14 protein-coding genes are annotated in these 15530 nt (G+C 54.9%); 10 read left to right on the top strand and 4 right to left on the bottom strand.

The annotated features are described in order from the left end of the window. The first annotated feature begins 89 nt into the window (after positions 1 to 89). Positions 90 to 1157, top strand: coding sequence for a PAS domain-containing protein (locus PF049_14270; protein WBY18041.1), 1068 nt, complete (start codon positions 90 to 92; stop codon positions 1155 to 1157). 10 nt (positions 1158 to 1167) lie between these two features. After that, positions 1168 to 1542, top strand: coding sequence for a response regulator (locus PF049_14265; protein WBY18040.1), 375 nt, complete (start codon positions 1168 to 1170; stop codon positions 1540 to 1542). A 76-nt stretch (positions 1543 to 1618) separates the two neighbouring features. Here PF049_14265 and PF049_14260 read toward each other — a convergent pair whose 3' ends face one another. After that, a complete protein-coding gene (locus tag PF049_14260; protein ID WBY18039.1) occupies positions 1619 to 1828 on the bottom strand; it encodes a hypothetical protein in 210 nt (69 codons plus the stop codon). Positions 1829 to 1906: 78 nt separating this feature from the next. Next, positions 1907 to 2365: a hypothetical protein gene (locus PF049_14255; GenBank protein WBY18038.1), complete on the bottom strand. Its 459-nt coding sequence runs from the start codon at positions 2363 to 2365 to the stop codon at positions 1907 to 1909. Between the two features lie 434 nt (positions 2366 to 2799). Between PF049_14255 and PF049_14250 the strand changes: the two genes are divergently transcribed. Beyond that, positions 2800 to 3351: a recombinase family protein gene (locus PF049_14250; GenBank protein ID WBY18037.1), complete on the top strand. Its 552-nt coding sequence runs from the start codon at positions 2800 to 2802 to the stop codon at positions 3349 to 3351. 29 nt (positions 3352 to 3380) lie between these two features. Beyond that, the gene (locus PF049_14245) at positions 3381 to 4412 is read left to right on the top strand and encodes a hypothetical protein (GenBank protein WBY18036.1); all 1032 of its coding nucleotides are present in this window, start codon (positions 3381 to 3383) and stop codon (positions 4410 to 4412) included. Positions 4413 to 4682: 270 nt separating this feature from the next. Here PF049_14245 and PF049_14240 read toward each other — a convergent pair whose 3' ends face one another. Beyond that, positions 4683 to 4946 (bottom strand): hypothetical protein, encoded by a 264-nt coding sequence (locus PF049_14240; protein WBY18035.1) that lies wholly within the window; start codon positions 4944 to 4946, stop codon positions 4683 to 4685. A gap of 302 nt (positions 4947 to 5248) precedes the next feature. On the opposite strand from PF049_14240, the gene PF049_14235 reads away from it, so the two are divergent. The 6 genes from PF049_14235 (at position 5249) to PF049_14210 (ending at position 15190) form a co-directional block, all read left to right on the top strand. Next, positions 5249 to 6904 (top strand): site-specific DNA-methyltransferase, encoded by a 1656-nt coding sequence (locus tag PF049_14235; GenBank protein WBY18034.1) that lies wholly within the window; start codon positions 5249 to 5251, stop codon positions 6902 to 6904. Beyond that, complete coding sequence (locus PF049_14230) at positions 6904 to 9582, top strand: DEAD/DEAH box helicase family protein (protein WBY18033.1); 2679 nt, start codon at positions 6904 to 6906, stop codon at positions 9580 to 9582. Before PF049_14235 ends, PF049_14230 begins: the two co-directional genes overlap by 1 nt. Before the next feature lie 34 nt (positions 9583 to 9616). Next, complete coding sequence (locus PF049_14225; protein WBY18032.1) at positions 9617 to 9997, top strand: DUF2384 domain-containing protein; 381 nt, start codon at positions 9617 to 9619, stop codon at positions 9995 to 9997. Continuing rightward, on the top strand, positions 9994 to 11157 hold the full coding sequence (locus PF049_14220; GenBank protein ID WBY18031.1) for a hypothetical protein: 1164 nt from the start codon (positions 9994 to 9996) through the stop codon (positions 11155 to 11157). The genes PF049_14225 and PF049_14220 overlap by 4 nt, the downstream gene beginning before the upstream one ends. 221 nt (positions 11158 to 11378) lie before the next feature. Then, entirely contained in the window at positions 11379 to 13343 is a 1965-nt protein-coding gene (locus PF049_14215; protein WBY18030.1) for an AAA family ATPase, read from the top strand. Continuing rightward, a complete protein-coding gene (locus tag PF049_14210) occupies positions 13340 to 15190 on the top strand; it encodes an ATP-dependent helicase (GenBank protein ID WBY18029.1) in 1851 nt (616 codons plus the stop codon). The genes PF049_14215 and PF049_14210 overlap by 4 nt, the downstream gene beginning before the upstream one ends. A gap of 35 nt (positions 15191 to 15225) precedes the next feature. Here PF049_14210 and PF049_14205 read toward each other — a convergent pair whose 3' ends face one another. After that, positions 15226 to 15522, bottom strand: a complete 297-nt coding sequence (locus PF049_14205) for a hypothetical protein (GenBank protein WBY18028.1) — start codon at positions 15520 to 15522, stop codon at positions 15226 to 15228. Between the last annotated feature and the right edge of the window lie 8 nt (positions 15523 to 15530).

Here is a 15530-nt window from a genome sequence, read left to right as displayed (position 1 = left end):
GACCTGCCATCGGCAATACTCCATAATGTGGAGGTTTACGAACCCCGATCGTGTGACGCGCGATAGGCACGAACACGAACGGATATCAAATGAGCGAATCTGACAAACCGGTCGCCTCTAATCAGGCGCTTTCCAGCTCGAAAGGCTTCGGGCCGGGCGAGACCGGCGATTTCCCCGGCGCATCGGGCCTGTTGTTCGAGCAGGCCATGGCCCAGACCCGCATGGCGGTTTGCCTAAGCGATCCCCTGCAGAAAGACGATCCGATCGTCTTCTGCAACGAGGCGTTCGAGCGTCTCACGGGCTACGGCCGCGACGAGATCATCGGCCGCAATTGTCGGTTCCTTCAAGGCTCCGAAACCGACCAAGACGAGGTAGGACGTATTCGCGAAGCCTTGCGCGAGGAGAAGGTCGCGGTCGTCGAACTGCTGAATTACCGAAAGGACGGTTCGAAATTCTGGAACGCGCTCCATCTCGGACCGATCTACGACGAGAAGGGCGGGCTCAAATATTTCTTCGGAAGCCAGTGGGACGTCTCCGATGTCCATGCCGCACGCGCCGAGGAGAAGCACGCCATGGCAATGGCCCGCGAAGTCTCGCACCGGCTCAAGAACGTATTCGCCGTCATCGGTGGCATCGTGAACATCACCGGTCGCTCGATGGATGCGCGCGAAGTCGCGGTTCGCATCAACGACCGTGTGCAGGCGCTCGGCCGCTCCTACGAGCCAACGCTTGATGAAGCGTTCCTGGGCACCACCGATGTCGGACAAGCCGTTCGCGCGGTCCTGCGCCCCTACGATCCCGAAGACGGTCGGTTCACCTTCACGGGGGAAAGCGTGCGGACCGAACCGAACGCCATCTCCGCGATCGGCCTGACACTCCATGAGCTCGCCACCAACGCGTCGAAGTACGGCGCGCTGACATCCGACGATGGTCGCATCGATGTTTCCTGGCGACACGAACGCGACCGGTTCGGACGCGGCAGTCTCACGATCGCCTGGAAGGAGAGCGGCGGTCCGGCCATAGATGGACCGCCATCATCGGGGGGCACGGGTTTCCAGATTGCCGACGCATTGCTGTCGCATTCGCGAGGCGCGCTCGATCGTTATTGGGATGCCGATGGCTTCCGAGCCGAGATTCATTTCCCCCTGGAAGACTGAAGCCATGCCCATGACTGAAACCATCCTCGTGGTGGAGGACGAGCCTTTCGTCGCCCTCGACCTCAAATACGCCTGCGAAGATCAAGGGTACGCTGCCATTACCGCATCAACCTGTCGTCAGGCCATCGCCGCCATCGAGGAGACCGCATTCATCGGTGCCGTCCTCGATGTAAATCTCGGTCGCGGCGAGACATGCGACGTGGTGGCTAAAGCACTCAAAGACCGCGCCATCCCGTTTGTGCTCCACACTGGCGACCTCGATCGCGCCGGGGAATATTTGCGGGGCATCGACGCTCCCATCGTCGCCAAGCCCAGCACCGCGTCCGCGGTCGTGGGTCAGTTGTTGGATCACATCGGCGCTGTAGAAAAAAGAGGGGAACGGTGATTGAGCTTCTTCGAAACAAAGAGGCTCGATACATGGAATCTTTTAGCTATTTCGACCCTGAACACCCACCAGGGCGTCAATCATCGCGAGGCCACTGGCCGCCAGCCAATTCCTTTTCGTAGTCCGCGATCCGTTTCCATTCGATCGCGGTTTCATCGAAACGATCGTAGTCGAGAACACGGGCGCAGACCTCGTCCAGCTCCGCAGGATCGTCCGGAAGTTTGCCTTCCTGGCGATACTTGTGGACCGCATGGAGCAGCCTCTGCAGATCGGCATAATGCTCCACGGAATGCGCCCCCTTGGAACTTTCTATCGAAGAACCTTGCTTAAAAAGATGTCAGTGTCGAGACTTCTTGTTCGATTCCTAGCCCTGTTCTATTTTGGCTCGCCGCTCAGAAAGCGGGCCGTTGCGCTCGACTTCGCCCGCAGCTTCTTCCCGTAGCGTAAGATGGTTCCTGGAGATGTCCAGCGCATGGCATTGGTGATCGCCACCCCGTCGCGCGCCGAGCGCTATGAGATCGTGGGTCAGGCCAACCCGTAACGAGTGGGAAGATATCGCCTTCAGAGCCTTGACGATGTCGTCCTTCTGGATCTCGATCAGGCCATCGGCCCATGCGCGCTCGACCAGGCGCTTGTAGATCGCGTTGACGCCCTGCGTCGTCAGCGGATTGTGGCCGACCGTGTAGACGGTAATCGCCGGCGTCGCGGCTTGTCCGACAAGCCGCTCCTGATAGTGCCGCGTGTGTCCGGGGATGCTGTCCCACGCCTTAGGGGCGATCGCGTCCTTGGCCTTCTTGCGCGTGACATGGATCCGCCTGAACATCACCCTTCCTCGATCTCCGCCGTCTCCAACCAAGCTCGCAGACGCCGAACCGCATCGGCCGACATCTACACTTCCGCGCCTTCCTCCTCCTGATCGCGAACTATTACCGGCCAAATCATCCACGCTGTAGAACCGGTAACAGGATGTTACTGGTAACAGGGTATTACCGAACAAGGATTGTGGCCTGCGAGTAACACCGTGATGCGGTGGCGCCGAGCGCCGATCGTCATCCGACCAGTAACAGCCTGTTAGCCCACCGCCGGCAATGCGTGACTCAATCTCTCCTAACCATCCATGTCCGAAAATCGTTCGTTTTCCGGAATCGCATGGGTGGTGTCCAAAAACCGCTGTCGATTGACTTTCCGGACTTTTTGAATATTGGACGGGTATTCGGACAAATCGCCTATTTAGATGCGTGAGTGTATGAGGGAACTATGACACTGATCGGGTATGCGCGCGTCTCAACCTCTGACCAGGACGTCGCATTGCAGCTCGATGCGTTGCACGATGCCGGCGTGAAGCGCGTGTTCGAAGACCGCGGTGTGTCCGGTGCGAAAACCGAGCGGCCAGGTTTGCGCGAAACGCTGGCTTACCTGCGCGAAGGGGACACCCTTGTCGTATGGCGGCTCGATCGCCTTGGCCGTAGCATGACCCATCTATTGGAAACCGTCGGCAAGCTCGAGGCAGATGGTATCGGCTTCCGCTCCCTGACTGAAAACATCGACACCACCACCCCAACCGGTCGGCTCGTCTTCCACATTTTCGGAGCGCTCGGTCAGTTCGAGCGCGATTTGATCCGCGAGCGAACGAATGCCGGACTACGCGCAGCGGCCGCGCGAGGGCGCAGGGGAGGGCGACCCAAGGTGATTACGGATGACCTTCTCGCCCGCGCTAGGAAGCTCCGCGAGGACGGATTAACCGTGCGCGAGGCAGCCAACAGATTGAAGGTTGGCAAGTCCGCCCTATACGATGCGCTTAGGAAATAACGCACCCTTTAAAGGAAAAGAGGAGTCTCATGATGGCGCACGATGAGGCGGATCAAGATAAGGATGACTTCGCTTTTACAAGAATTCCCAAAGCGGTGCGAACTAATTTGCGTGGGGTGGGTCTAGACCTTCGATCGCCAGGTTTCGAAGCCGCCGCAAATGGATGGGCATTAGAGCGCATTCTAGCCCAATGGCTCGAAGAAACTTCGGTAAATAATAAGTCGACAGCTTCAGGTGTGACCATAGGAGCATTGGCGGAGAAACTTAAAGAGATCAACCTGATCGATAACGACGAGTTTATAGAACTCCAATCAATCAAGCATATCCGGAATCACGGCGCTCATGGCCGTTGGGGAGAAGTATCGCGTCAACAGGCTGATCTACTTTCCCAAACAACGATGAAATTCATAGAGCGTGTTCGCAAGAGAGCTCCGAACCTCAATATATGGGACACAAATCAAGACGCCATGGACGTTGAATATGTCGCCAGAAGCGAGACCCCAAAGACCAGTCGCTTGGTAGGCTGGGCTTTTCGTGATGGAAAGCTTTATAAGGCCACATTGAAAGGAGTCCTGTTTCGTATTGCACTCATGGCCGCACTCGGGATCGTAAGTGTCGCTAGTTCGCTATCAGTGATCTATTCTACGGGCTGGGTTATCGGAGCCGTACTGTCAGATGGTAGTACATTTAAGGCATTCACTATCCACTTATCGATCTTTGCATCCGCACTTGCTGGTCTCGGTGCAATAGCAATCGCTGCAAAAATGTATGGCCGACCGTTGCTTAAAGCGACCCGTTCAGGTGTGGCACCGGCAAATCGTGGTTGGACAAGCGAAGAGTCTTTCAACATTGTCCTCCTCTGCGACCTGCAAAGCGCGCAAGCTCCACTGAGGTTGGTTAGGTTCGACGCCGTCTGCCCAAAATGTGCCGCACCGATAGGCTTCGATTATGGGAATGAGCGGTTCGATAATAGAATTGTGGGCTTTTGCAGCGCAGCTCGTACAGAACACATATTCAGCTTCGATCATAGGACTGGAACGGGAAAATCTTTGGTCGACTAATGCAGAAGCCTTCGAGATTTTTACAATCGCAGCGCCAAAAATCCGTCGGACAATGTTGTAAGATACTGATATTTAACATATATCTATACCACCATGTGTATTTCATATTAAATATCATGGGGTTGAGATGGATTCCAGTGTCCACTCTGTAGAGAATATTTGGACGATCAAGGGATTTGGAAGTGTAAGACGCCGAAGGCGGCTCACTTCAAAATTCGTTGATCGTAACCCTTCCAGCGATAGCCGTGAGTTTGAGCGCGTCACTCTTCCTCATTCTCCGAGGGGACCGGGCGGAAGCGACGAGACCGGGTTTTGAATTTTCGCTTCTCTCGCCCCTGAAACTCGACAAGCACAAATGGTGCGCCGGTTTCCTGATCCCTGAAAATCTAAGAGGCGGCCATATCTAAAGGGCTGCAAGTAGAGATTTGCACCACGAATTTCCTCCATGCCATTCACTTTGAGCGACTGCACGATGCAATCCATCGCATCTAGAAATTCATAGGTTGTGTAGGCTCCCGCCATCTTGATACGCATCGAAAGTTACTCCCTGACCAGCTCAAGAGCCGGGTCGTAGTAACATCCGACACTGAGTCCGGACGCGCTGCCGTCTTTAGGCAGGGCCCTGGACATGCACGACAGCAACCCGGCCAGAAGCACTGACCAAGCCTCAGTCATTCAGCGAGGTTACTACGCCCCGCGCCGCTCTTTCTGCGGCGTTGACGGGGCTATCGCATCAGGGGGCAATTTTGTCATCCCCACTCAATCCGGCAGACGGAATTGTTCCCCAAGCATCTGGTGGCTACAGCTAGCCGACAACTTGAAAGTACGGGGAATTCATGCCGATATTGTCGTGGCTAACGCGCGAGCAGGATGTGAAGGCGGCGGACAAGGTTCCGTATCGCCTGCTCGAGCGCGATGATGCGCTGTCTCAGGGCGATCCTGATAGCGGCAATATGCTGATCCAGGGCGACAATCTGGAGGCGTTGAAGGCGCTGCTGCCCTATTATCGCGGGCAGGTGAAATGCATCTATATCGATCCGCCCTACAACATCAACGCGGCTGTTGGTGCCGCATTCGATGACAATCTTGCTCATTCTCAATGGCTTGGTACGCTACTCCCGCGTTTGCAATTGCTAGAGGAGCTCCTCGCTGATGATGGTATTATCGTCGCCTCGATTGACGACAAAGAGGGTGCATATCTGACCGTTCTTATGGATGAGGTTTTCGGCCGCGCTGCCCGTGTAAACATTGTCGCCGTGAAGATGAGCGAGGCATCGGGCGTGAAGATGGCGCATGCCGAAAAGCGACTGCCTAAACTCAAAGAATGGATCCTCATCTACTCGAAGGCAAACAGGCCATCGTTCTCGATAGACCTTATTCCTCCAAAGCAGTGGAATGATGAATACAAGACCCTTTTGAAAGGTCTTTCAAATAGCGACATTGCAGAATTGAAGGAGTTGGTGTCCTCAGACGAGGCTGACGCTCAAACAATCGCGTCATGCAACAACTTGCTAAGGAAGAGCGAATTTGAGAGCCTCAGCTCTTACTTCAAGAGGAAAGAAATTCCGGAAGAAGAGCAGGAGCAGTGGAAGTTTGAGAACGCACATCGGATAATTCAGGCGGTCGGTTCAAGCAGCGTCTTCACGCTAGCTAAAAACAGTAAAAAGAGCGGAGGAGCTATTTCTGCGGCTCTGTCTAGCACTGGACTGGTTTATCTATTCAAAAGCGATTTCAACGAATCTGCGAAAAGCCCACGAGTTCAAGTCATCTTCGCTGACGATAATCTCATGACCCACCCTGGCGATTTTTGGGCAGACATCAAAACGACCGGCGGTGTAGGGCAGGAAGGAGGTGTCTTGTTCCCCAACAGCAAAAAACCTGAAAGGCTTATCCAGCGGATAATTGGTCTCGCAACCGAGCGTGGCGACCTTGTTCTCGATTCCTTCTTAGGTTCTGGAACAACTGCAGCAGTAGCCCACAAAATGCACCGCCGCTGGATTGGGATAGAAATGGGCGATCATGCCAAAACTCTTTGCGTGCCGCGATTACTAGCCGTCATCAAGGGCGAACAAAGCGGCATTAGCGAAGCAGTCGAGTGGAAAGGTGGTGGTGGCTTTGCGTTTTACCGTCTTGCTGGTGAGGTATTCGCGCCGGACGGCACCATCGCACCCGGGATCAAGTTCGCACCGCTCGCCGCGCATATTTGGTTTGCTGAAACCGGCACTTCGATGGCTGGGAAAGCGACGACGCCGTTCCTCGGCGCGTATGACGGAACTGGAATTGCGCTTCTTTACAACGGCATCCTTGGCGATAAGAGCGTGGCCGGCGGCAATGTCCTGACGCGTACAACGCTCGCCATCATTCGGGAGACAGCAGGCGATTTCGACGGCCAGATGATCGTCTATGGCGAGGCATGCCGGATCGGCCCTGAAGGACTGAAACGCGAAGGCATCACCTTTAAGCAAACTCCCTATGACGTGAAGGCGCGCTGATGCAGCTCAAGACCTATCAGCGCGAAACGCTGGATACGCTCCGCCGCTACCTGCGCGATGCAAGGGTGCGCGGCCCCAAGGCAGCCTATGAGGCGATTACCTCCGAGCCGGATCAGGCCAAACGGTTGCGCGGCTATGGCGGCAGTTACACGCCGCTGCTGGGTGATGAGGAGCTTCCCTATGTCTGCCTGCGCCTGCCCACAGGCGGCGGCAAGACGATCCTGGCCGCACACTCCATCGCCGCCGCCGCCGAAGACTATATCGGGCAGGAATTCCCGATGGTGCTGTGGCTGGTACCATCGACCACTATCCGCAAGCAGACTGTCGAAGCGCTTCAGAACCCGCGCCACCCCTACCGCAAGTCGCTATCCGAGCATTTCGGCGAGCCTGTGCGCGTGTTCGATATGTCCGATTTTCTGCGCCTGCGCCCGCAAGACATCGGTCGGCATCTGTGTGTGTTCGTCGGCACAATCCAGAACCTCCGCGTCAGCAATACCGATGGTCGCAAGGTCTACAACCATCAGGAAGATCTAGAACCGTTCTTCACCAAGGTGGGCAAGCATGCGAAGGGGCTAGAGACGTTGGGCGAAGAACTTGCGAATAAGGTCGGCGGCGATCCGACGGATATTCGCTACAGCTTCGCCAATCTGATGCATCTAAATCGCCCGCTAATGATCGTGGACGAGGCGCACAAGGCCGTCACCGGCCTGTCGCGTGAAATGCAGGCGAGGGTGAACCCCTGCGCTATCATCGAATTCACCGCCACGCCGCATCCCAAAAGCAACATTCTCCATTCTGTCAGTGCGCTCGAACTTAAGAACGAGCAGATGATCAAGCTGCCGGTTCAGCTAGGTGAGCACCAGACCTGGCAGGGGGCGGTAACCGCAGCCATCCTGAAGCGAGCCGAACTGGCTGAGGAGGCGGCGAAAGACCGTGATGGATACATTCGCCCGATCGTGCTGTTCCAGGCGCAGGACAAGGGGCAGGAGGTGACGGTGGAGGTGCTGAAAGAGCATCTGATTGAAACCCACCACATCGCGCCCGAATCCATCGCCATCGCCACGGGCGAACAGCGTGAGTTGGACGGTATCGATCTGTTTGATCCAGACGCCGATCCGCTGATCGAGTATGTCATCACCAAGGAAGCGCTGAAGGAGGGCTGGGACTGCTCCTTCGCCTACGTTTTCTGCTCCGTCGCCAACATCAAGAGTTCGACTGATGCGGAGCAGTTGCTGGGGCGCGTCCTGCGCATGCCCTATGCCACGCGCCGCAAGTCGGCGAAGCTGAACAAGGCGTACGCGCAACTGGTCAGCCGTAGCTTCGCAGAAGCGGCGAATGCGCTGCGCGACCGCCTCGTGGATATGGGCTTCGAAGAAACCGAAGCTGACGAAAACATCGAGCCGGACCCCCAGTTTGGTCAGCACGATGACGAGGATTGGGGCGCACGGCGCAGGCCCAAGCCGACCGTTAAGATCAGCGTGACGGCCAAGCCTGAAGAATTGGCCAAGGCAAAGGCGGCTGCGGCCGACAAGATCGACATTGCATCCGATGGTGAAGGTGGCAGCGCGATTGTCGTCACCGGGTTCCTACGCGATGACGAAGTAAAGCAGGTTACCAGCGCGCTGCCCAAAGCCGATGCTGAAAAGGTGCGCGAGGAAGTCGCCAAGTACCACGCGGAGCATGGCCACAAGGCATCGCCGGCAGAGAAGGGCGAGGAATTCGTCGTGCCGGCGCTGATGGCTCATGTGCAGTGCGAGTTGGTGTTCGCTGATAGCGAACGGTTTGCCGAGTACTTCGACTGGTCGTTAAACGATGCGCCGGTGCAACTCGCCAAGTCCGAATTCGACGTGACCGAGACCGAGGACGGCTTCGAGATAGACCTCGACGGAAATCATCTGCGCGTGAAGCCCACCGATCAGTCCGACCAGCTTCTGCTGGACATTTCAGTCAATGGGTGGAGCGAGGCGGGTCTCGTCCAGATCCTAGCCCGCCGCGTGCGTGCGGATGATGTGCCTGCCAGCGAGATGATGGCTTGGCTATCAGCAGTGGTGCAGCACTTGACTGGTCCCCGCGATTTGCCTCTGGCCGCTTTGATGCGGTGTCGTTTTATTCTGGCTCGCAAGCTCAAGGACAAGGTCGACGCCCTCCGGCGTGAGGCGCGGGAACGCGCCTATCAGACCTGCCTGTTCGCGCCAGATGCACAACCGGAGGTATCCTTCGAAGACGGCTACCGCTTCTTCGATGGCATGTTCGACGGCGTCCCAACTTATCGAGGGAAGAAATACACCTTCGCCAAGCACTTCCTGGGCACCGACCGCGTTCCTCGTTTCGACGGGAAAGGCGAGGACGGCGCAGAGGGTGAGGAGTTTAAGGCCGCTCAACTGATCGATGCCATGGGTGAAATCGAATACTGGGTGCGGAACGTGTCCGGCCATCCCAATGCTTTTCGGCTACCTGTCGCCGGTGGCTGGACCTATCCTGACTTCGTAGCGAAACTGAAGGACGGGCGCCTTCTGGTCGTCGAATACAAGGGCGGACATCTTGTGGCCGACTCTGCGGAGAAACGAGCGGTCGGTGAACTTTGGCAATCCCAGAGTGGAGGCCGCGGAATATATGTGTTCGCAGAGAAGTCCGTAAACGGTCAGGATGTGCGAGCACAGGTGCGAGCGAAACTGTAATCGCTTCACTCATCCTGTGGTAGGTAGGTATCCAATGACTGATGCAACCAAGAAGAGCAGGGTCGCCCTTCGCGCTTTCTTCAAGATTGTAGAGCTTTGGGGATTAAACCAAAGGGAACAGCTGGCACTCTTGGGCCAAACCGATCCCTTTCGACTGGCTCAGTGGGCTGAAGGGAAGGGGCCTAACCTGAGCAGAGATACTCTTGAGCGTATCTCCTACGTGCTCGGCATATTCCAAGCGATCAATGTTCTTTTGCCTGTTCCGAAGGTTGCGAATGAGTGGGTGCGCGAACCGAACAAGGCTCCAATTTTTGGCGGGAAGAGCGCGCTGGATCGGATGGCAGCGGGAAACGTCAGTGACCCGTATGTCGTCCGACAATATCTCGATGCGCAGTTGATGGACGGCCACAAGTGAAACAGAGCGACGTTGAGAACATCAAAGCTCGAGCGCTAAAGGCTATCTCGCCGCTGAAGCAAGCCGACTCTGACACAAGGGCCCCGAAGGGTCTACTTTTCAATGCAAAGAGGACCGAAGCTGGCCGTTCTCTACCTGCCTACTTTTTGGTATATTTCCTCTTGGTTGACCTTCTAGGTTTCCGAAATCTCGGTCAATTTGAAAAAGTCGCTTGGTCCGTTCCTGTCGACCTTGACGGGCAGGCATATCTAATTGAACATCGCAAGTTCGGATTGGGTGTGTTCGCGTCCGACCTACCTGATGACGAGAAGGCAGCAGCCGAAGTCGTCAAGCTAATTCAAAAGGCCACTAAGGCAGCTCAGCCATACTTTGAGTGGAGAGCGCAACAAGCTGCAATGGCATCCAAGCTTAATGTTCTGAACCGATCGCCAGAGCTTTACGAGCGGCTAGAATTCCACCTCGATCTGTATGAGGAAAGGCAGCAGGAAGCAGAAGCTAGAGCAGACGAGCAAATCGTAACACACCTTGGAGATCACAGCTCCGTTATCGCTTTCCCGGGATTCGAGCTTAAACGTGAGGCAAAGTGGTTGGGGCTCTCCGCCATCGAGTGCTTCTTTAGTTGGACTGAACATGTGTTCATCCACATTGCCATTCTTCGTGGCAACAGCGTCACTGGAGAGAAGGTTGCCGAACTTGCTAAAGCCGAATGGGGATCAAAATTTAAGGCAGCGCTGAATATCAGCGATCCGCTTACAAAAAGTTTTTATGACCAACTGGCTATAATACGGCGCCAACTTCGCAATTTCGTCGCTCATGGAGCCTTCGGCAAGGACGGAGAGGCATTTCATTTCCACTCAACAGCCGGGGCTGTACCCATGCTGCTTCCTCATCGTGAAAACCGAAATCAGCTGGCATTTGGCCAAGGTATTGAGCTCAAAGCCGAGGAAGCCATTTCGCTCATCCGCAAATTTATCGAACATCTATGGTCAGGGGCACTCGAACCTGCAAAGATTCATATTCAAGACTACGCCCTCCCAATTAATTTAGCGAAGGCATCAAGTGGCGAATATTCCAAAGAAATGAAATCCGTTGAGGCTATGACAGCGCACTGTGAACACCAATCTTTTCTGAATGATTGCTACGCCAATATGGATTTTTAGAGGGAATCCTAATAATTATTTATGTATAAGTAATATGCTGAAAGCCGTTGATGGAAATTTGCGATAGTTGCTCATCGAGAAAAGTCACATACTGCCTTCTTGATCTTCCCTTTTCTGGCAATTGCGTTGAGCAGTGTAGAAGGCAATCGTTTGCCAAATTTTGCCGAGCAAGATTGTATTTCAACTCGAGGGCAAATTGATCGTCGTGAGAGGGAGCTTCCGTGAAAATAGAATCGATAACAATTACGAACTTTCGATGCTTCGGACCTGACCCTGTCACGGTCGGCCTAGAGAAAGGAGTAACAGCTCTCGTCGGCAACAACGGTTCGGGCAAAACCGCAATCCTGGCTGCTCTAGGACGAGTGTTCGGGACCAACGCCGGTCAACGCTCTGTCAAGAAAACAGACTTTCATGTCCCAGTAAATGAAGAAGCAGTCGAGAGTGGAGTCACGCTTTCAATTGATTGCATCTTGAGCTTTCCCGACTTGGCGGGAGATGACAACGACGATGCTGTACCGGAGGTCTTCGGCCACATGTCAGTGGGAGGAGAAGGTGAGCCGCCTAAGGTCCGCATAAGACTGCAGGCTACTTGGACCGATGATGGCACGCCTGAAGGGACGGTTGAAGAGGAAGTCCGCTGGATTAGCGCGCTCGATGATGCGTATAACTGGGAAAGCTGTGCGCGCGTAAGCGCAGTTGAACGAAACTTTGTCCAGCTCATATATGTCCCAGCAAGTCGCAATGCCTCCGATCAAGTCACTAACCTTCTTAAGGGCAGGCTCTGGAGAGCGGCGCGCTGGTCGGCTGATTTGGCCGAGGCTGCCGATGAGGGCGCGAAAAGCATCCAAGACCAGTTTGATGCGGAAGCACCAGCGGCCTTCATTGCTAGCCGTTTGGAAAATAGATGGAATCAAGTCCATCAGGGCGATACCGACGCAAAACCTATGCTGCGCTTGGTCGAGAGCAGGCTGGATGATCTCGTTCGGCGTGCGGAATTCGCGTTCTATCCCGACGAAGCGCGCCAAATTCGTAAGCTCGAAGATCTGAGCGACGGACAGCGTTCACTCTTTCATATCGCACTGACCGCCGCAACGCTGGAAATCGAGCGGGATGCCCTTGCTGCAGATCCGCAAGACAGCGCTTTCGATCAGGAGAAATTGCGTCGGACGTATCTGACCATCCTCGCAATTGAGGAGCCGGAGAATAGCCTCTCTCCATTCTTTCTATCTCGGATCATGATGCAAGCGCGCGAGATTGGAGCGCTCGAAGGCGCGCAGGTTCTGATTTCCAGTCATAGTCCAAGCATTTTGAGCCGCATCGAACCGGAAGAAGTCCGACACACCCGTCTTGATCACCAAACAAGAAGATCGTCGGTCAAAGCTTTAGCCTTGCCGCCTGCAACTCACGAGGCGAGAAAATTCGTCCGTCTCGCGGTCAAAGCATATCCAGAGATCTACTTCGCCCGTTTTGTAATCTTCGGTGAAGGCGACTCCGAGAGTATCGTGATACCCAAGATCGCCGAAGCAAGAGGCTTCCCCCTTGATCGTGCTTTCGTTCCGATCGTTCCTCTTGGCGGCAGATTTGTAAGCCATTTTTGGCGCCTCGTTCAGAACCTCGGAACCCCCTACGCAACGCTACTGGATCTAGACCTAGGTCGAAAGCACGGCGGTAAGCGCACAATTAAGTACGCTGTCGAAGAACTTGCCAAAATCGGTATTGACCTGGCTGACAATACGGTTGCCCTCAAAGGAGAAATTGATCTTGATGAACTCGATGAAATTGATGAAACCAAACTCCTCAAGGACGATCAGGACCATCCTTGGCTCCGGGCGCTTCGTGAGGAGAACATCTTCTTCTCGTCTCCAATCGACTTAGACTTCGCGATGCTATGCTGCTTTGACGCAGCTTATATGAAGCCACATCCTGGTGGTTATGGCCCCCACCTCGATGAGGATGCGATCGAAGCAAAGAAGCAAACAACCCTTAAAAGGGGGGGCAAGCCGGTTTTGTACGACACCTCTTGGGATGACAGATTCGGGTGGTATCCATACCTTTTCTTTGGTGAGAGCAAACCAGAAGCACATTTATCCGCGCTTAGCAGTCTAACCGATGATGACCTGCGAGAAGACGCACCGCCGGAACTGAAAACGCTCCTTGATCGAGTCCGCACGGCGATCATCGGATGACCTTGATCCCGCCCGATGACTGGCGACCGCAAGGGGTTCTCGAACTTGAAGACCGTGCGTGGGAGGCCCTTCGTGAGATTGATCGAAGTGTTTGTGTAACCGCTGGCGCGGGCGCGGGAAAAACTGAGTTCCTCTCCCAGAAGGCCGCCTACCTTCTGCAGACGGGGCTGTGCCCGGCGCCAAAACGTATTCTCGCAATTAGCTTCAAGCGGGACGCGGCAAAAACGCTTGCAGATCGGGTCCGACTCCGGGTTGGTGAGCAGCAAGCGCGCCGGTTTGTATCAGTCACGTTCGATGCATTCACGAAGAGTTTGGTAGATCAGTTTCGCCAAGCCATCCCAGATGAATATAGACCTACCGTAGACTATGAGATCGGCTTCCCTACAGCCGCCAGCCTCAACGATTTTATGCGTCGTTTAGAAATTGAAGGTATCAACGCGAGGCAACTGGAGCGGGCGATTGAGGTCGCGGCTCTGCCTGTTGATGGCGCTCATATTCCGGAGCGCTGGCGAGTGCCGTTAAGGGAATATTGGCGCGACCAGTACGCAGGCCCCGACGGAACGTATCTCACGTTCTCAATGCTTAATCGCCTGGCCCAGTACCTACTTCAGGCTAACCCAATGATATTGCGTTTGTTGCGGGCAACATATCCAATCGTTTTCCTGGACGAATTTCAGGACACCACCAAAGCTCAGTTTCAGTTTCTGCTAAATGCATTTGCTCCCGATCGAACGAAGTTCACCGCCGTTGGCGACGACAAACAAAGGATCATGGGTTGGGCGGGAGCAATGGAGAATGCCTTCACCGAATTCACGCAGCGTTGCAACGCACGACCCATTAGCCTTCTTCTCAATTGGCGTTCGCATGCCGATTTGGTCGCTATCCAACATCTTATCGCTCGGCATATTGATCCGGCCGTTGAAGAGGTTCAGGCCCGTCGTCCAAGAGAAGTCGACGGCGACGTTAGTTCGATTTGGGAGTTCGCTGATCGTGAGGAGGAAATCAGTGAGCTTGCCGCTTGGATCGCGGCGCAGGTTGATCTGAGAGAGATCAGACCAGAGGACATTGCTGTACTGGTGAGAATGCGCGCGAACGATGTGGAGGATGAGCTTGCTCCGGCTTTGGCCGAGCATGGAATCGCTCTGAGGAACATCGCCAGAAACGTGGGTGACATCGCAATTCAAGAGCTTTTGGGCGAGCCGCTTACAGAGATCGTTTTGCCTTTTATGCGGCTAGGTGTCTCGAAGCGTGATCCACAATCGTGGAGTAGGGCCAATGAGGAGATGCGTTCACTTGAACTCGCCGGTAGCGATGATGAGACCCTGCTGCAACGCATCGCTAATCGATGCGAAGACATCGCTAAAACCGCGAGACGCTTTATGCGCGATAATGCTCCTGAGGCAGAATCTGCTCAAGGACTGGTTCAACTTATAATCGAGGCAGTAGGTGAAGATAACATCCGCCAAGCCACTCCAGGGTATTCTCGCAATGCCGACTTTGAACGTGTCAGAGAAGGAGCTGTAATACTCCTCGCAGAGTGTTTGACAGACGCTGACGATTGGCGGACGGCTTTAGATAAATTCGAGGGCAGGGACCAAGTACCGCTACTCACAATTCACAAGAGTAAGGGGATGGAGTTCCACACGATCATCTTCTTTGGGTTGGACAGCCAGAGCTGGTGGAGTTTAAGACCCGATAGCGGTGAAGAACTAAATTCCTTTTTTGTGGCTTTTACGCGCGCTGAGCAAAGAGCCTTCTTCACGTCCTGCGGCGCCCGTGGCGGACCTATTGCATGGCTCGATGATTTGCTCGGTGATGCGGTGCCGCGTATTGCGGGCGCGCCCTAAATGAGGGGTATGCGCAGCTATCTCAACTTCGGCTTTCACGCCCGTGATGCGATCGAGATGAGTGGCGTTTCACTCGCGTCCCAAAGCAAGTCCTGGACACTTTCTTGAGCATCCAAATCCGCTTCGCACCAAACGGCTGCGAGGCCCGTGAATGTGTAAACCCGGTTCTTCATCGCGATTACGGACTGTCTTCTGTATTCTGCCCAAGCATCGCCGGCCGTGACCTGGGCACGTCTAAATACCTTTTCGGCCGCCTCGATCGCCACAGCCTCGCATTCAGGAGCGCGTTCTGACGTCGCGCCTTGATGCCAGTTGATAGTGATATCGCTCATAAAGATGT

This window comes from Erythrobacteraceae bacterium WH01K, assembly GCA_027941995.1.
Lineage (GTDB): Bacteria > Pseudomonadota > Alphaproteobacteria > Sphingomonadales > Sphingomonadaceae > CAJXSN01.
This window is presented reverse-complemented; position numbering and strand designations above follow the sequence as displayed.